Raw genomic sequence first — 17,098 nt, forward strand, 5'->3', positions numbered from 1 at the left:
CATGGAGCGCCGCACCATCGAACCGCGTCCCGGCTGGCAGGAGACCGTGGAGGAGCAGGGGCTGATCTACCCCCTGACCCGCTACCCGGACGGATCGCTGCGCCCGTACTGGGACGAGAGCGCCTTCTACGTCTTCTCGCTGCCCGAGGTCGAGGCGCTCGAAGAGGTCGTGGAGGAGCTGCACACGATGTGCCTGGCCGCTGCCGGGCACATCGTCGAACAGGACCGCTTCGCCGATCTGGGCATCACCGACCCCCGGCTGGCGGGACTGATCGCCGAGTCCTGGCGGCGCCGCTCCGAACTCCCTTCCCTGTACGGCCGGTTCGACCTGCGGTACGACGGGACCGGTCCGGCGAAGATGCTGGAGTACAACGCCGATACCCCGACCTCGCTGGTGGAGGCCGCCAGTGCCCAGTGGTTCTGGATGGAGGACCGCTTCCCGGGGGCCGACCAGTGGAACTCCCTTCACGAGCGTCTCGTCGAGGCATGGAAGCGGCAGGCCGCGCTGCTGCCGCCCGGACCGCTGTACTTCGCCCACTCCGACGGCGACGAACTGGGCGAAGACCTGATGACGGTCGCTTATCTGCGGGAGACCGCCGCACAGGCCGGCATAGAGACCGAGGCGCTCTCGGTCGAGCAGATCGGCTGGGACCGGCTGACCGGCCGGTTCGTGGACGAGCGGCTCCGCTTCATCCGCAGCTGTTTCAAGCTCTACCCATGGGAGTGGCTGGCGACCGACCGGTTCGGGCCGCATGTGCTCGACACCCTCGACAACGGGGGCGGAACCGGCACCACCTGCTGGATCGAGCCCGCGTGGAAGATGCTCCTCTCCAACAAGGCACTGCTGGCCGTCCTGTGGGAGCTGTACCCCGGTCACCCCAATCTGCTGCCTTCCTATCTCGACGGCCCTCGCGAGCTTGCCGGGCCCGGCGGGGCGGGCTATGTCGCCAAGCCCCTGCTCGGCCGGGAGGGTGCCGGAGTCACCGTCCACGAGCCGGGCAGTGAGCCGGTGCTGCGCGACGAAGCCTGCTGCTACCAGGAACTGGCGCCGCTGGCCGACTTCGCGGGCAACCGCGTGGTCCTCGGCGCCTGGGTGGTCGGAGACGAGGCGGCCGGGCTCGGCATCAGGGAATCGGCGGGGCTGATCACGGACGAATACGCCCGCTTCCTGCCCCACGTCATCCTCTGAGAGTCCGCGAGTGGGCCCCGGACCCGGCTCCGGCCGGCTGGGTCAGGCGCTCAGCACACCACGGAGCTGGTCCAGGCCCCAGTTCAGATCCTCCTTGCTGATCACCAGGGGAGGCGCGATCCGGATCGTCGACCCATGGGTGTCCTTTACCAGCACACCGCGATCCATCAGCTTTTCCGAGATCTCCCTGCCCGTCCCGAGACTCGGGGAGATATCGACCCCGGCCCACAGACCGCGGCCCCGGACGGCCTCCACCGCACCCTCTCCGGCCAGCAGTCCCAGCTCGTGGTGGAGGTGGTCACCGAGCTCCGCCGCCCTCTGCTGGAACTCACCGGTGCGCAGCATCGCGACCACCTCCAGCGCGACCGCGCAGGCCAGAGGGTTCCCACCGAACGTCGATCCGTGCTCACCCGGGCGGTAGACGCCGAGCACCGCGGCCGAGGAGACCACGGCCGACACCGGCACGACACCACCGCCCAGCGCCTTGCCCAGCACATACATGTCGGGAACCACCCCCTCGTGCTCACACGCGAAGGTCTTCCCGGTGCGGCCGAGCCCCGACTGGATCTCGTCCGCGATGAGCAGCACATTCCGCTCGCGGGTCAGCTCCCGGATCCCGGGCAGATAGCCCGGCGGCGGCACCAGAACCCCGGCCTCGCCCTGGATCGGCTCGATCAGTACTGCCACGGTGTTCTCCGTCATCGCCTCACGGAGCGTGGTCAGATCCCCGTACGGCACGATCTCGAACCCCGGTGTGTACGGGCCGAAGTCCGCCCGCGCCTCCGGGTCCGTGGAGAAACTGACGATCGTGGTCGTCCTGCCGTGGAAGTTGTCGGCGGCAACGATGATCTTCGCCCTGCCGTCCGGGACGCCCTTGACGCGGTACCCCCACTTGCGCGCGGTCTTCACCGCCGTCTCCACCGCCTCCGCTCCGGTGTTCATGGGCAGGACCATCTCCATGCCGCACAACTCGGCGAGCTGCGTACAGAAGTCGGCGAACCGGTCGTGGTGGAAGGCGCGCGAGGTCAGGGTCACGCGCTCCAGCTGGGCCTTTGCCGCGTCGATGAGGCGCCTGTTGCCGTGTCCGAAGTTGAGGGCCGAGTAACCGGCGAGCATGTCGAGGTAGCGGCGGCCCTCGACATCGGTCATCCAGGCACCGTCCGCCGATGCGACGACGACGGGCAACGGGTGGTAGTTGTGCGCGCTGTGCGCCTCGGCGGAGGCGATGGCAGTTTCCGTGGTCGACACGGGATCTCCGTTCGTCGTGCGGCGTGGGCGGGGTGTGCCCACTTTGTATCGTCGGTCGGATCCCGGACACGGAAACCTTTGCTGTGCGGCGCGCCTCCGAACCCAGCGCACCGCTTCCTGTCGATTTCCCCGCCGCTCAGCGGTCGAGCAGCTCCTGGCGCCGCCCCGGCTCCCGTCGCTCTCCCCTCGAACGCATGGCCAGGACCAGCACCGCGCCCAGCGCGAGCCCGGGTATCGCCCACCACCAGTGGTCGAGGCGCTCATAGGGCCCCGAAGCCTCTGCCACGGCTGCGAGAGTTGTCCGGCCGGGCGAGGGCACGCGGTCCGACGGTGGCGCGTCATCCGCCCGGGTCCGGGCGGCGGCGGGTGCCTCGGCGCTCTCGCTCTCCCAGGGGCGTGGAAACAGCGCGGGTCCACCCTTCTCAGGGCTCGTCCTGCCCATCAGGCCGAGGGCGTCCAGGAGGGCGACCAGCTTCTTCGGCTCGGCGGCACGGTGCCAGCGACCCTGATAGGTGGCAGGCACCTGTGCCGCCGTGTGTATCCAGACGGTGTCGGTGTCGGCCCCGGGGAACACCCGGTCGGTCCGGGTCGGCTGCAGGTCGAGCGCCATCCATGTCACATTGATATGCCGGGTCGCCACGGAGCCGTCCAGCGACGGAGGCTGGAGATGGTCACCCTTGTCCGGCGGGCCCAGCAGCTGGGACAGCCGGCCGAACCTCGGATCCGATCCATAGAGGGCGGCCGCCTCGCCGCTCGACGGCGAGGTGACCAGCACGCTCGTCTGCCCGCCCGCCAGCGCGCTCGGTGCGAGCAGCACGCCCAGCCCGACGACCGTTGCAAGAACGGCGAGGCGCCGGGCCCACCCCCGCACCCACTCCTGTCGCTTCCTCATGTCGGCCCCCTGCCTGTGTGCCGGTACGGACCCTCCGGACCGGACACCTCTGATACACCGCCGGGCCTCCCGGGGTTCCGTCCGGCGGCCGGCCAGTTGGTCCGTTCAGAGAGTGGACTCGGCGGCGGCGCGCGCCCGCTCCTGCGAGGCCACGCCTTCCAGCCGCAGCGTCAGCTGCCCGCCACGCACCCACAACAGCGTCGGTCCCGCAGTCCGTTCGGACCGGACCCATCGGACGCCGTCCTTCCCGACCATCCCGAAGTTCAGTAGATGGGGCTGGGCAAACCACAGAGCTGTCGCCCGGGTGCTGCCTTTGCCCGTGCCCAGTTCCAGCCACTGCGGCCGTATGCGGACCTGCTTGGTGAAGTACGGATCGAGAGCCGATGCGAACTCGTCGAGGTGGATGGTCCGCCCCCGCTCGTGCCAGCACAGGGTGACCATCCACCGGCCCTCCGGCAGGCCCGTCACGGCCACCGCGTCCGGTGCGCCGAGCTCGCCGGGGACGACCGGCCGGAAGCCCGCTCGCCGGGCCGCCTCGGCCATCGGCACCGAGGCAGTGCAGTCGGGGACACCATCCGGTGGTGTCTCGGACACATCCGGCGCTCCGGTGCTGCCCACGTCCGGCGCCCGCGATGTGCCGGCGTGGCCCGGGGGCTCCGCCGACGGCGCGTACCGCACCTGCACCCCGCCGAAGTCGAACCACTCCACGACCGCTGCCCTGACGGGAGGTGTGAGCACCAGCACGATGAGCAGCCCCGAGAGGACGGCCGTCAGCATCCGTGCGTGCCTGCGGGCCCACGCCCCGGTCCGCTCGCGTGGACCCGGAGGCTCGCGCACCGGTGTGGGGGCCGCTTCGGCGACGATCTGCGCCAGCACGCGCTCGGCCATCGTGCGGCCGTCGGTCTCCGGCACGTCCAGGCTGTGGCCCAGCGCCCGCAGCTCCGCCCGCAGCCGCGCCCGGTCTTCATCGCGCTCCGACCCCGGGCGCACCGGATCGTCCCTCTCAGCCATCCGTCTCACCTCCTTCGGGTCCCGGACCCGGGCCCAACTGCCCGCCGAGCCGCTGTTCCAGCTTCTTCAGCCCGCGGTTGAGACGGGACTTCACCGTCCCGCGCGGCCAGCCCAGCGCCTGCGCGGTCTCCGCCTCGTCCATTTCGAGCAGATAGCGGCAGGTCACCACCTGCCGCTGCTCCTCGGTCAGCTCGTCCAGCGCGGCCGACAGCAGGGTCCGCCGCTCCTCCGCCAGTGCCGCCACCGCGGGATCCGCCGAATCGGGTATCAACGGATCGGCGCCCTGATATCTGGCCTCGCGCCCGGCCACCGCCCGTGCGCGCCCCGCCGACCTGACTGTGTTTCTCGTCTCATTCACCACGATCCGCAGCAGCCACGGACGGAAGGACGCGCCGTCCCGGAATCGCCCCAGCGCCTGGTAGGCCTTGAAGAAGGCGGACTGCACCACGTCCTCCGCGTCGGCCCCCGCGCCGAAGGCGACGGCCGCCCGCAGCGCGACACCCGTGTGGGCGCGTACGAGCTGCGCGTATGCCTCCGCCTCACCGGCGCGCACACGAGCGATCACCGCAGCCTCGCCGTCGGCCGTGTCCCCTGTCGGTCCACCGGACTGTCCTCCGGCACGCCCGACGACACCGCTCCCGGCCCTGTCGTCGACGGTGCGGCCCCCCTCCGGCCCTGGCTGCAGGGCCCCCTCCCGCGTCCTCACACCTTTCATACACCGGCTGCCGGAGATCGGTTCCACACCTGAGACAATGAGTTCATGGCCTCTGACCGACCCCGTGTGCTCTCCGGAATCCAGCCCACCGCAGGCTCGTTCCACCTCGGCAACTACCTCGGCGCGGTCCGCCAGTGGGTGGCGCTGCAGGAGTCCCACGACGCCTTCTACATGGTGGTGGACCTGCACGCGATCACCGTCCCGCAGGACCCCGCGGAGCTGCGGGCGAACACCCGGCTCGCCGCCGCCCAGCTGCTGGCCGCCGGGCTCGACCCCGAGCGGTGCACGCTCTTCGTCCAGAGTCATGTTCCCGAACACGCCCAGCTCGGCTGGATCATGAACTGCCTCACCGGCTTCGGCGAGGCGTCCCGCATGACGCAGTTCAAGGACAAGTCCGCCAAGCAGGGCGCCGACCGGGCGACCGTGGGCCTCTTCACCTATCCGGTGCTCCAGGTGGCCGACATCCTGCTCTACCAGGCCAATCAGGTCCCGGTCGGTGAGGACCAGCGTCAGCACATCGAGCTCACGCGTGACCTCGCCGAGCGCTTCAACGGCCGCTTCGGGCAGACGTTCACCATCCCGGCGCCGTACATCCTGAAGGAGACGGCGAAGATCTTCGACCTCCAGGACCCGGCGGTCAAGATGAGCAAGTCGGCGTCCACGCCGAAGGGCCTGATCAACCTGCTGGACGACCCCAAGGTCACCGCCAAGAAGGTCAGGAGCGCGGTCACCGACACGGACACCGTCATCCGCTTCGACGCGGAGAAGAAGCCCGGCGTCAGCAACCTCCTGAGCATCTACTCCACTCTCACCGGCACCGCTGTCGCGGATCTCGAAAAGAAGTTCGAGGGCAAGGGATACGGCGCGCTGAAGACGGACCTCGCGGAGGTCATGGTGGAGTTCGTCACCCCGTTCCGGACCCGCACCCAGGAATATCTGGACGACCCGGAGACGCTGGACTCCATCCTGGCCAAGGGCGCGGAGAAGGCCAGGGCCGTCGCCGCCGAGACGTTGGCGCAGACGTACGACCGTATGGGCCTTCTGCCGGCGAAGCACTGAGTCCAAGGACCCTGGCGAGATCACGGCCCGAGGGTTCACACTGGCGTCGGCACGACCGAAAACCGACCTTCGACGATTGAGGAGAACGATGTGGGGACCGTAACGCTTGGCGTTTCGATCGCGGTCCCGGAGCCATACGGCAACCTGCTCCAGGAGCGGCGCGCGAGCTTCGGGGACCCTGCCGCGTTCGGCATTCCCACCCACGTCACTCTTCTCCCGCCGACGGAGGCCGAAGCCGCGGACCTGCCGGCGATCGAGGCGCACCTCGCCCAGATCGCCACGGCGGGCCGCCCCTTTCCGATGAGGCTGTCCGGAACGGGGACCTTCCGTCCGCTGTCGCCGGTCGTCTTCGTCCAGGTCGTCGAAGGCGCCTCGGCCTGTTCCTGGCTCCAGAAGCGGGTCCGGGAAGCCTCGGGGCCGCTGGTGCGCGAGCTCCAGTTCCCGTACCACCCGCATGTGACCGTGGCGCACGGCATCGCGGAGGACGCGATGGACCGCGCGTACGCGGAGCTGTCCTCGTACGAGGCGGCCTGGACCTGCGGGTCCTTCGCCCTGTACGAGCAGGGCGCGGACAGCGTCTGGCGCAAGATCAACGAGTTCCCGTTCGGGGCCGGCGGCGGCGCACCCGCCGTGCCGGCCCAGGGCGGCTTCTCCGTGGACCAGCCGTCCCTGCAGCCCTGACAAGCCGGACGTGCCGGCCGTCCCTGCAGCCCTGACAGGCAGGACGCGACGGCCGGCCCGTGCAGCCCCGACCAGCCGGCCGGGGCCCACCGTGCCGGTCCGCCGACGGCCGGACCGGCTGTCCCGGGTCCGCTGCAGTCCTCCGCCGGACCGGTGCCCAGGATCTTCAGGGCTCGCGAGCCCGGCCTGATCCGGACGCGAGTCCCTAGACCGGCAGCCGCCGGAACAGCGGGCGCGGAACGTGCCGCAGCGCCGACATCACCACCCGCAGGGCGCCGGGCACCCACACCGTCTCCGAGCGCCGCCGCAGGCCCGTCACGATGGCGTCGGCGACCGCGCCCGGCGTCGTCGCGAGCGGCGCCTCCTGACGGCCTGCCGTCATCTTCGACCGTACGAAGCCGGGGCGTACGACCATCACATGCACCCCCGTCCCGTGCAGTGCGTCCCCGAGCCCCTGCGCGAAGGCGTCCAGCCCCGCCTTGCTCGAGCCGTAGATGAAGTCGGCGCGCCGGGCGCGCTCGCCCGCCACCGAGGAGAGCACCACCAGCGACCCGTGGCCCTGCGCCTGGAGTGCGCCGGCGCACACCAGACCGGCGGAAACCGCCCCCGTGTAGTTGGTCTGGGCGACCCGGACCGCGGAGAGCGGCTCCTCCTCGTCACGCGCCTGGTCGCCGAGAATGCCGAAAGCCAGCAGCACCGTGTCGATGTCGCCCTCGGCGAAGAGCTTTCCGAGGACCTCCTCGTGCGACTCGGAGTCGAGTGCGTCGAAGGCGACGGTGCGCACGTCGGCCCCCAGCTCACGCAGGTCGGTGGCGGCCCTCTCCAGGGCGGGGGACGGCCGGCCGGCCAGGGTGACCGTGCGGGTGCGGAGGGAGATCAGGCGGCGCGCGGTGGCCAGGCCGATCTCCGAGGTGCCGCCGAGGACGAGCAGGGACTGCGGGGCACCGAAGGCGTCCTTCACGAGAAATCTCCTAGCAACGGCAGAGTGGACGGCAGAGCGAACGGCAGAGCGAATGGCTGAGCCGACGAACAGGGCGAGCGGCACAGCGGACGACGGGGGGCGAGCGGCGGACCGGTCCGCGGCAGACGGGCAAGCGGTCGGGCGGTCAGAGGGGCAAGCGGTCGGGCGGTCAGAGCGCGAGGCGGCGGGACAGGTCCGACCGGAAAGCGCCGCGCGGGTCCAGCTCCGCCCGCAGAGCGCGGAATTCGGGCAGGCGGGGGTACATCGTGGCCAGCGTCTCCGGCCGCAGCCGTGCGTCCTCCGCCAGGCAGACCCGGCCACCGGCCGCCGCCACCTCGTCGTCGAGGCCGTCCAGGAAGCGCGCCAGGCCGGGCAGCCCGGCGGGCAGGCCGAAGGAGAGCGTCCAGCCGGGTACGGGGAACGACAGCCAGCCCGGACCGCCTTCGCCGAACCGTCCGAGCACGGCATGGAACGCGGGACACCGGCGCGACGAGATCCGCCCGACGATGCGGTGCAGGGTCTCCTCCTGGCCGTACCCGACGGCGAACTGGTACTGCACGAAGCCGCTGCGGCCGTAGAGGCGGTTCCAGTGCGGGAGGGCGTCCATGGGGTGGAAGAAGGCAGAGATCTTCTGCAGTTCCCCGGTGCGGGACACGGGTGCGCTGCGGAAGCGGAGCTCGTTGAGGAGTACTGCGGAGGTCCGGCCGAGCAGTCCCTCCGGTACCAGGGCGGGCGGCGCGGCGGACAGCTGTCCCGGGCGGAACGCCAGCGGTGTGCGCCGGGCGCGCGCCGGGAGCGCATCGAGTGGTGCGTGCTCCCCCCGAGTGAGGACCGAGCGCCCCGTCGACCTCCCCCGCGCCAGAAGATCGATCCAGGCCGTCGCGTACGGCGCGCAGCGTCCGGATGGCACGAGGCGGGCCAGCGCCTCGTCCAGATCGGCAGCCCGCTCGGTGTCGACCGTCATGAGCGAGGTCGCGACGGGGCGGAACCGGAGCGTTGCGGAGAGGATGACGCCGGTCAGGCCCAGGCCACCCGCGGTCGCGTCGAACAGGTCGGTGCCGGGCAGCACCGTGCGTACCTCGCCGTCGGAGGTCAGCAGCTCCAGTGAGCGCACATGTCGCGCGAAGGAGCCGGCGGTCGCGTGGTTGCTGCCGTGGATGTCGGCGCCGATCGCCCCGCCGACGGTGACATAGCGGGTCCGGGGGGTGACCGGCACGAACCACCCGAGCGGCAGCAGGACGGTCATCAGCCGGTGCAGGCTCACCCCGGCGTCGCAGACGACCGTGCCGGTGACGGCGTCGAACGTACGGATCCGGTCCAACGCGGTCATGTCGACGACGGAGCCGCCCGCATTCTGTGCCGCGTCACCGTGGGCGCGGCCCAGCCCGCGGGCGACGACACCGCGGGGCCCGCAGCCGCGCACGGCGGCTGCGGCCTCTTCGTAGGTACGGGGGCGAAACCGCAGGGCGGTCGTCGGGGCGGTGCGGCCCCAGCCGGTCATGGACACCGTGTCGACAGACATGTGAGTGACCGTATCGCCCGAGAAAACCCATTTGAGGGATTTGTTACATCGCTCACCGAAATGGGTGATTGGTGGCCCCGGTGGCGCCGGACGCCGGTTTTCTCCGCCCGGGGGGGTACGCGTACGTCATGGACTGGCTGAAAAATCTCCCCGTCATCGGGCCGCTCGTCGCACGGCTGATGGAGACGCACGTCTGGCGCTCCTACGAGACGCTGGAACGGGTCCACTGGGCCAGGCTCGCCGCGGCGATCACCTTCCTCAGCTTCCTCGCGCTCTTCCCGCTCATCGCGGTCGGCGCGGCGATCGGTGCCGCGCTGCTCTCCACCGAACAGCTGGACAAGATCCAGGACAAGGTGGCCGAGCAGGTGCCGGGTATCTCGGACCAGCTCGGCATCGACAATCTGGTGGCCCACGCGGGCACGGTCGGGCTCGTCGCCGGTGCGCTCCTGCTCTTCACCGGCATCGGCTGGATCGGTTCGATGCGGGACTGTCTGCGCGCCGTCTGGGGCAAGGACGACGCGGACGATGGCAATCCGGTCATCCGTAAGCTCAAGGACGCCGGTCTGCTGTTCGGCCTCGGCGGCGCGGCGCTCGTGACACTGGCCGCCTCCGCCGTCGGCTCGACGGCCATCGGCTGGACGGCCGATCTGCTGGGCATTGCAGAGGGTGGCGCGGGCGGCGTGCTGCTCCAGGTGGCCGCCCTGGCGGTGGCGGTGTTCGCCGACTTCCTGCTGCTGATCTATCTGCTGACCCTGCTGCCCGGCGTGGAGCCGCCGCGCCGTCGGCTGATCGTCGCCGGGCTCGTCGGCGCGGTCGGCTTCGAACTGCTCAAACTGCTGCTGGGCAGCTACATGAAGGGCGTCGCATCGAAGAGCATGTACGGCGCCTTCGGCGTGCCGGTCGCACTGCTCCTCTGGATCAACTTCACTGCGAAGCTGCTGCTGTTCTGCGCAGCCTGGACGGCGACGCCGAGCAAGGAGAGTGCGATCGGTACGGTCAGCGACGGGGAAGGCGACGCACCAGGTCGGGCAGCGGCCAGCGCCGGTTGACCAGGAACACCCCGGCCCCGAGGACCACCAGCAGCCCGCCGACGATCGACAGCGCGGTCCACACCCCGCTGGTGCCGGTGGCAGCGGTGGCCGCGGCCGCCTTCTGCTTCTTCCCGGCCCCGGCCTTGCCCGCGTTTGCGGCGCCCTCCTGCTCGGCGCCCTTACCCGTCCCGGTGGCTGCGGACTTCGGGGGGACCAGTTCGCCGACCGGGGTCACCTTGCCGCTCGACGCGAAGCCCCAGTCGAGCAGACTTGCGGCCTCCTTGTAGACGGCGTGGCTCTCCTCGGACGACGGGTTCATGACGGTGACGAGCAGCACCTTGCCGTTGCGCTCGGCGACTCCGGTGAAGGTGTTGCCCGCGTGTGTGGTGTAGCCGTTCTTGACGCCCGCGATGCCCTTGTACGGGTCCACGCCGATGTCACCGGTGATCAGCCGGTTGGTGTTCTGGATCTCGAAGGACGTCCGCTTCTTGCCCTTCTTCTGTTCCCCGGGGAACTCGGCGGTCGCCGTCGCGCTGTACTCGCGGAAGTCGGCCTTCTGGAGCCCGCTGCGGGCGAACAGCGTCAGGTCGTACGCGCTGGAGACCTGGTTCGGGGCGTCGTAGCCGTCCGGCGAGACGACCGTCGTGTCGAGCGCCTGCAGTTCCTCGGCATGGCGCTGCATGGCCGCGACCGTCGCGGGCACGCCGCCGAACATCGAGGAGAGCACGTGTACCGCGTCGTTGCCGGAGCGCAGGAATACGCCGAGCCACAGATCGTGAACGGTGTAGGCGTGGTCCTCCTTGATGCCCACCAGGCTGCTGCCCTCACCGACACCCGCGAGCTCCTCCTCCGTCACCATGTGCGTCATGGTCTTCGGCTGCAGCGTGGGCAGGACCGTGTCGGCGAAGAGCATCTTCAGGGTGGAGGCGGGCGGCAGTCGCCAATGGGAGTTGTGGGCTGCGAGTACCTGACCGTTCTCCGCGTCCGCGACGATCCACGAGCGGGCGGTGAGGTCCTTGGGCAGGACCGGTGCGCCGGCGCCGAGGTTGACCTGGGTGCCGATCCTGCCGAGCTGTTTGCCGCCGACCGTCGACATCGGGCCGGTCGGCTTCGGCTGTTGGTCGTCGGTCTTGTCCTTGTCGGCCGCGACCGCGGGACTGACGACACACACGGACAGCAACGCGGCGGAGAGGACCGTCAATACGGTCTTTTTCAGAGCAGGCACGGTCGGAAACGTACATGGCGAAGATGAGGATGGGGACCCGGATGGCCTGACCCGCCGTGCATACCGCCGGGACAGCCCACCCCGGGCGACCGGGCCGAAGGGCGGCGGCGATACTGAATCCATGAAGCTCAGCCGCCCCGTTTCCTGGTTCCTGCTCGCCTTCGGGGTGTGGAGCTGGTTCATCTGGATCACTTTCGCCAAGAACTTGTGGAAGGACGGCAGCGGACTGGCGTTCGATGACGCGGGTGACCCGACTGCGTACTTCTGGGTCCATCTGCTGCTCACCATCACGTCGTTTCTTCTGGGGACGGCCGTGGGGGTCATCGGGTTCCGTGGTGTCAGGGCTTTGCGCCGCGCGCGCACATGACAACCGGGCAAAGGTGAAGGTCCGGGCGCAGCGGGAGCAGGCTTACAGGTGGGCGGGGGAGCGTAAGTGGTTGTGGTCTTCGTAGGGGTGGCTGTCGCGGTCCTCGCGCTGCTCGTCGGTGTGCACCGTTATGTGTGGCGCCGGTTCGTCGGTGACACGACGGTGAAGGGGAGCGTGGCGCGCCGCGTCGGCACGGTGGCTGTGTTCGTGCTGCCGATGCTGAGCGTCGGCGCCCTGGTGTCGAGCCGTACAGGTGTCCCGTTCGGGGTGCAGCAGGTGCTGGCCTGGCCGGGCTATCTGTGGCTGGCCGCGCTGTTGTACCTGACGCTGGCTCTGCTGGTGGGCGAGGCCGTACGTCCTGTCCTGCGCCGGGTGCTCGCTCGCCGGGCCGCCAACAGTGCGGCTGCGGGGGGAACGGCCGCAGGGACCGACACGCCCGCGGTCATGGAGCTCCGGACCGATGCGGGGCTGCGTACCGAGCCGGGCACGGCCTCCAGCGCCGAAGCGGCCCCGGCCGCGTCCGCTCCCGCCTCCACAACCCGTACGGAAATCGATCCCCGCACCGAAATCGATCCCCGCACCGACGTCGAGCCCCTTACCGAAGTCGAGCCCGCCGCCCCGCCCGTCGCCGACCCCTCGCGGCGGCTGTTCGTCGCACGGGCCGTCGGTGGCGCCGCCGCTCTCGCCGGGCTGGGCACCGTCGGATACGGCACGTACGGCGTCCTGCGCGGCCCCCGGGTCAAGCGGATCACCGTGCCCCTCGCCAAGCTGCCACGCTCCGCTCACGGCTTCCGGATCGCCGTCGTCAGCGACATCCACCTCGGTCCCATCCTGGGTCGGGCGCACACCCGGCGCATCGTCGACTCGATCAACGCGACCCGGCCCGATCTGGTCGCCGTCGTCGGCGACCTCGTCGACGGATCGGTCGCCGACCTCGGCCGCGCCGCCGAGCCGCTGGCCGGGCTCGAAGCCCGGCACGGCAGCTACTTCGTCACCGGCAACCACGAGTACTTCTCCGGCGCTGCCGAGTGGGTCGACCACGTGCGTGAGCTGGGCCTGCACCCGCTCGAGAACGCCCGGGTCGAGATCGGCGGGTTCGACCTCGCCGGCGTCAACGACGTCGCGGGCGAAAGCGAGGGCCAGGGCCCCGACTTCGTCGCAGCGCTCGGTGACCGCGACCGCGGTCGCGCCGCCGTCCTGCTCGCACACCAGCCCGTCGTCATCCACGACGCGGTCGAGCACGGCGTCGACCTCCAGCTCTCCGGCCACACGCACGGTGGTCAGCTCTGGCCCGGCAATTTCCTTGCCGAACTCGCCAATCCCACCGTTGCCGGGCTGGAACGCTACGGCGACACCCAGCTCTACGTCTCCCGCGGAGCGGGCGCCTGGGGCCCGCCTGTACGCGTCGGTGCCCCTTCCGACATCACCGTGGTGGAGCTCGCTTCCCGACAAGCCTGAACGACGTCCTGAGTAGAGCCCTGAACGACGTCCTGAGCAGAGCCCTGAGCGCCGTCGTGAGCAGCTCCCTGAGTGACGTCCTGAGCAGCTCCCTGAGCGCCGCCCGAGCAACTGCCCTGCTCGAACACGGAAATCACACACCGTCATCACGCGCAGCAACGAAAGCGCCTGGTGGGAGGCTGTCGCGCGTCCATTTCAGCCTGTTTCTCGGGGTATATCGAACAAGAAGCGGTGAGTGCATGATTTGCTCTTCCAGATGTGAAAATCGTGTGATTGGGTAGCGGTGAACATGCGGCAATGTGCGCACATCTGTGCACATGGGCCGTGGCAGGGCTGTTGAGGGAGAGCACGGCACATGCGGTTGATCCGTATACGGATACTCGCGATTCTCGCGGTACTGGTCATCGCAGGCTTCGGTGCCTGGCAACTGCTTCCCTCCCACGAGGTGAGCGACGCCCCGATCACGGTCGGCACGTCGGACGAGGTCACCTCCCTCGATCCGGCCGGTGCGTACGACGCCGGTTCCTGGGCGATCTACAGCAACCTCTACCAGTCCCTGATGACCTTCAAGTCCGGGGCGATCGTGCCGGAACCGGACGCCGCCGAGAGCTGTGAGTTCATCGGTCTGAAGCTCCAGACCTACCAGTGCACGCTGCGGGACGACCTGACGTTCTCCAGCGGGCGCAAGATCACTGCCGCCGACGTCAAGTACTCCTTCGACCGGATGCTCAAGATCGAGACGGATGTCGGCCCCGCGGTGCTCTTCCCCGGCCTCGACACGATCGTGACCGAGGGCCGCACCATCACCTTCAACCTCTCGGCTCGGGACGCGACCTTCCCGCAGAAGCTCGCCACGGGTGCCGGATCCATCGTCGACCGCACCCGGTACGCGAAGGACAAGCTCCGTACCGACAACCAGGTCGACGGCTCGGGGCCGTACGTCCTGAAGTCGTACGAGCCGGGTGTCCGTGCGCAGTTGGTACCCAACCCCAAGTACAAGGGTGCGCTGAGGAAGACCGGTGCCCAGGTCGACGTCCGCTACTTCAAGGGTTCCGACGAGCTCCAGGCGGCCTGGGCGGCCGGGGAGATCGACATCACGCACCGTCAGCTGCCCGCCGACAGGCTCGCCGCGCTCAACCCCGGCGATCCCGACCAGCGCATCACCGAGGCCGACAGCGCCGAGATCCGCAACCTCGTCTTCAACGTCCGCGACGGCGCGCCGCTCGCCGACAAGAAGGTCCGCCAGGCCATCGCGTGGATCATCGACCGCGGGCCGCTGGTCGCCGACGTCTACAAGAGCACCGTCGAACCGCTCTACTCGTTGATTCCCCAGGGCTACATCGGACACAGCACGCCCTTCTTCGACGCCTACCCGGAGCCCGATCCGAAGAAGGCGAAGAAGCTGTTGGGGGAGGCCGGTGTCGAGATCCCGCTGCGCATCACCTTCGCCCACCGCGACGACGACGCGAACAAGGAGGAGACGACCGAGCTGATCCGTCAGCTGGAGATGGACGGACTGTTCAAGGTCACGGAGAAGGCCGTGGAGTGGCAGGCGTTCCAGAAGGGGTACGCGGCCGGTGAGTACGATGCGTACACCGTCGGCTGGCTTCCTGACTTTCCGGACCCCGACACGTTCAGCCAGCCCCTGGTCGGCCGCGACAGCAGCCTCCACAACGGTTACGTCAGCACCAGGATGGACGCGCTGATCACTGCCACACAGCAGTTCGGCGACCGCAGCCGTACCTCTGCCGACTTCAAGGAGCTGCAGAAGCTCGTCGGCGAGGACGTGCCGCTGGTCCCGCTGTGGCAGAAGAAGGACTACGTCGTCAGCAAGGCGAACGTGTCCGGTTCCCAGTACCTTTCGGACGGCACCGGCATCTGGCGCCTGTGGGAACTCAGCCGGATTTGACGTCCGGGGCCGGGCGCGCCGCCGCGCCCGGCATGAACTCCACCAGTACGTCATGGAGTTGCCGCACGAGAGGTCGCAGCACCCGGAAGCGGGAGAGCGCGATCGCCCGTGCGGCGATCGGCGCGGTGCGCTCCACGAGCCGGCGGCTGCGCTCGGTGCCCTCGGTCCGGTCGTAGACCCAGAACAGCACCAGCCCCATCTGCATCAGCCACATCAACTGCGGAAGCAGCTCGGCAAGTTCCGGGTCGTGCTTGGTGCTGGACCCGGCCAGACACCGCTCGTGCACGGAGATGGCCGCCTCGCGTGCGGCGACGGATTCCTCCGAGAACGGGGACAGCGGACTGTCCGGGTCGGCGGCGTTCTTGAAGAACTGGGCGGCAAAGCGGTGGTACTGCTCCGCCACGTCCAGCCAGCCGAGCAGGACGCCCCGGATACGTACGGCGAGATCCGGGTCCCCTGCCAGGATCGGCCGGACCGCCGCCTCGTGCTCGGCGGCGATCCGGTCGTAGAAGCCCTGGACCAGGTGTTCCTTGGAGGAGAAGTAGTAGTAGGCGTTCCCGACGGAGACGCCGGCCTCCTGGGCGATGGCCCGCATCGTCGTCTTGTCGTAACCGCGCTCCTCGAAAAGCCTGAGTGCGGTCTCGAGAATCAGAGTGCGGGTCTGCTCACTCTTCTGGGCCTTGGCCGCCTTGGCGGCCTTGCCCTCTCCGGCCGGCTTCGCTGCGTTCGCGTCAGCCACGTTCTTCTCTTCCTTCACCACGGTCCAAGGCTAACCGGGAGATCCGTCCGCCGGATCCGGCACCGGCACCGGATCCACATCCGGCACAGCGCAGCGCCCGTCGCCGTCGCCGCACGGCTGTGCCGTCACGGACCGGTACTTCGCCGCGGCGAGCACGGTCGCACGGGCGAACGGCCGGCCCATGGGCGTGGCCAGCCAGTGGGCCTTCGGCCGGTGCTCGGCCAGGGCCCAGAGGCAGACGATCCACGCGGAGGTGGAGCGGTAGATCTGTCCCCGGTCGCCGACCACCGTGATCTCGTCGAGCGTGCCCGCGTGGTCGAGCCCGGGGAAGCGGCGCCGCGCCTCCTGCGAACCGGCCGCGACGAGATCGAGCGGAACGAGCTGACGCCGGCTCTGCAGCCACTGCCGCAGATGGAGGCAGAGCGAGCAGCGGGCGTCGTAGAGCACCGTAAGCCGGGTGACCGGGGCGGAGGTGACCGGGGTCTGTGTGACCGGTGCGGACGCGGCCGGGGTCTGTGTGACCGGGATGTGCGTCACGGCCCGCTCACTTCCCGGTGGCGGGTGCGGCCCACGGCCCCTGGCTCCCCGGTCCCGCCCAGCCCTGCGGCGGCACGGGCGGCGTCTGCTCCCGCTCCATCAGGCCGCGGCGGCGGATCTTGTTCAGTACGTAGACGTTGCCGAGGTGCATCACGCCCAGGACCAGCAGGACGACGCCGACCTTCACCGACAGTGCCTCGAACAGCTGGCGGGCATCGGCGACCCCGTCGGCGTTCTTCAGGTAGAGGGTCACGAAGCCCAGGTTGACGAGGTAGAAGCCGACCACCAGCAGGTGGTTCACGGCGTCGGCGAGCTTCTCGTTGCCCTGGAGCACATCGGCGAGGAAGACCTTGCCGTTGCGGCTGAGCGTGCGGGCGACCCAGATGGTGAGCGCCACGCTGATGAGTAGGTAGATGACGTACGCGAGCACAGTGAGGTCCATGCCCCACCCTCCCTTGAACGCGTTCAAAAAAGCTGATGACAGTGACTGTAGACCTGTCTTTGAACATGTTCAAGTGTCGCCCCGCGGGCATGCCGGAGCTCGAGGTGCCCGA

The 17,098-nt window shown here is 69.7% G+C and carries 17 protein-coding genes; 7 read left to right on the plus strand and 10 right to left on the minus strand.

Annotation, left to right across the window (positions count from 1 at the left end; genetic code table 11):
- The first annotated feature begins 1 nt into the window (after position 1).
- Positions 2-1,189: a glutathionylspermidine synthase family protein gene (locus tag ACFWBQ_RS30315; protein WP_385502941.1), complete on the plus strand. Its 1,188-nt coding sequence runs from the start codon at positions 2-4 to the stop codon at positions 1,187-1,189.
- Between the two features lie 42 nt (positions 1,190-1,231).
- Here ACFWBQ_RS30315 and rocD read toward each other — a convergent pair whose 3' ends face one another.
- The 4 genes from rocD to ACFWBQ_RS30335 all read right to left on the minus strand — a co-directional run bounded on the left by rocD (position 1,232) and on the right by ACFWBQ_RS30335 (position 5,055).
- Positions 1,232-2,437, minus strand: coding sequence for an ornithine--oxo-acid transaminase (gene rocD, locus ACFWBQ_RS30320; protein ID WP_385502945.1), 1,206 nt, complete (start codon positions 2,435-2,437; stop codon positions 1,232-1,234).
- A gap of 136 nt (positions 2,438-2,573) precedes the next feature.
- Entirely contained in the window at positions 2,574-3,329 is a 756-nt protein-coding gene (locus tag ACFWBQ_RS30325) for a hypothetical protein (protein ID WP_385502950.1), read from the minus strand.
- A gap of 105 nt (positions 3,330-3,434) precedes the next feature.
- Complete coding sequence (locus ACFWBQ_RS30330) at positions 3,435-4,340, minus strand: hypothetical protein (RefSeq protein WP_385502955.1); 906 nt, start codon at positions 4,338-4,340, stop codon at positions 3,435-3,437.
- Complete coding sequence (locus ACFWBQ_RS30335) at positions 4,333-5,055, minus strand: RNA polymerase sigma factor (RefSeq protein WP_385502966.1); 723 nt, start codon at positions 5,053-5,055, stop codon at positions 4,333-4,335. Before ACFWBQ_RS30335 ends, ACFWBQ_RS30330 begins: the two co-directional genes overlap by 8 nt.
- 45 nt (positions 5,056-5,100) lie before the next feature.
- On the opposite strand from ACFWBQ_RS30335, the gene trpS reads away from it, so the two are divergent.
- Together trpS and ACFWBQ_RS30345 are read left to right on the plus strand one after the other, a co-directional pair.
- Entirely contained in the window at positions 5,101-6,114 is a 1,014-nt protein-coding gene (trpS, locus tag ACFWBQ_RS30340; RefSeq protein WP_385502971.1) for a tryptophan--tRNA ligase, read from the plus strand.
- A 90-nt stretch (positions 6,115-6,204) separates the two neighbouring features.
- Complete coding sequence (locus tag ACFWBQ_RS30345) at positions 6,205-6,795, plus strand: 2'-5' RNA ligase family protein (protein ID WP_385502975.1); 591 nt, start codon at positions 6,205-6,207, stop codon at positions 6,793-6,795.
- A 205-nt stretch (positions 6,796-7,000) separates the two neighbouring features.
- Here the strand turns inward: ACFWBQ_RS30345 and ACFWBQ_RS30350 are convergent, their stop codons facing one another.
- Complete coding sequence (locus tag ACFWBQ_RS30350) at positions 7,001-7,756, minus strand: decaprenylphospho-beta-D-erythro-pentofuranosid-2-ulose 2-reductase (RefSeq protein WP_385502981.1); 756 nt, start codon at positions 7,754-7,756, stop codon at positions 7,001-7,003.
- Positions 7,757-7,925: 169 nt separating this feature from the next.
- Positions 7,926-9,278, minus strand: a complete 1,353-nt coding sequence (locus ACFWBQ_RS30355; protein ID WP_385502984.1) for an FAD-binding oxidoreductase — start codon at positions 9,276-9,278, stop codon at positions 7,926-7,928.
- A gap of 128 nt (positions 9,279-9,406) precedes the next feature.
- Between ACFWBQ_RS30355 and ACFWBQ_RS30360 the strand changes: the two genes are divergently transcribed.
- Positions 9,407-10,327, plus strand: a complete 921-nt coding sequence (locus ACFWBQ_RS30360) for a YihY/virulence factor BrkB family protein (RefSeq protein ID WP_385502987.1) — start codon at positions 9,407-9,409, stop codon at positions 10,325-10,327.
- Here ACFWBQ_RS30360 and ACFWBQ_RS30365 read toward each other — a convergent pair.
- Complete coding sequence (locus ACFWBQ_RS30365) at positions 10,275-11,717, minus strand: D-alanyl-D-alanine carboxypeptidase (RefSeq protein WP_385502991.1); 1,443 nt, start codon at positions 11,715-11,717, stop codon at positions 10,275-10,277. The two genes, ACFWBQ_RS30360 and ACFWBQ_RS30365, sit on opposite strands and share 53 nt — an antisense overlap.
- Here ACFWBQ_RS30365 and ACFWBQ_RS30370 point away from each other — a divergent pair.
- The 3 genes from ACFWBQ_RS30370 (at position 11,656) to ACFWBQ_RS30380 (ending at position 15,268) form a co-directional block, all read left to right on the plus strand.
- Positions 11,656-11,901 (plus strand): SCO4848 family membrane protein, encoded by a 246-nt coding sequence (locus ACFWBQ_RS30370; RefSeq protein WP_385502996.1) that lies wholly within the window; start codon positions 11,656-11,658, stop codon positions 11,899-11,901. The genes ACFWBQ_RS30365 and ACFWBQ_RS30370 overlap by 62 nt on opposite strands.
- Positions 11,902-11,973: 72 nt before the next feature.
- Complete coding sequence (locus ACFWBQ_RS30375) at positions 11,974-13,359, plus strand: metallophosphoesterase (protein WP_385503386.1); 1,386 nt, start codon at positions 11,974-11,976, stop codon at positions 13,357-13,359.
- A 355-nt stretch (positions 13,360-13,714) separates the two neighbouring features.
- Positions 13,715-15,268, plus strand: a complete 1,554-nt coding sequence (locus ACFWBQ_RS30380) for an ABC transporter substrate-binding protein (protein WP_385503001.1) — start codon at positions 13,715-13,717, stop codon at positions 15,266-15,268.
- On the opposite strand, the gene ACFWBQ_RS30385 is transcribed toward ACFWBQ_RS30380, so the two are convergent.
- Genes ACFWBQ_RS30385 through ACFWBQ_RS30395 form a run of 3 tightly spaced genes read right to left on the minus strand, consistent with a single transcriptional unit; the run spans position 15,255 to position 16,986 of the window.
- The gene (locus ACFWBQ_RS30385) at positions 15,255-16,028 is read right to left on the minus strand and encodes a TetR family transcriptional regulator (RefSeq protein WP_385503007.1); all 774 of its coding nucleotides are present in this window, start codon (positions 16,026-16,028) and stop codon (positions 15,255-15,257) included. The genes ACFWBQ_RS30380 and ACFWBQ_RS30385 overlap by 14 nt on opposite strands.
- A 9-nt stretch (positions 16,029-16,037) precedes the next feature.
- Positions 16,038-16,544: a thiol-disulfide oxidoreductase DCC family protein gene (locus ACFWBQ_RS30390; protein ID WP_385503010.1), complete on the minus strand. Its 507-nt coding sequence runs from the start codon at positions 16,542-16,544 to the stop codon at positions 16,038-16,040.
- 7 nt (positions 16,545-16,551) lie between these two features.
- Entirely contained in the window at positions 16,552-16,986 is a 435-nt protein-coding gene (locus ACFWBQ_RS30395; RefSeq protein WP_385503013.1) for a hypothetical protein, read from the minus strand.
- Positions 16,987-17,098: the final 112 nt, after the last annotated feature.

The organism is Streptomyces sp. NPDC060035, from assembly GCF_042736635.1.
Classification (GTDB): Bacteria; Actinomycetota; Actinomycetes; order Streptomycetales; family Streptomycetaceae; genus Streptomyces.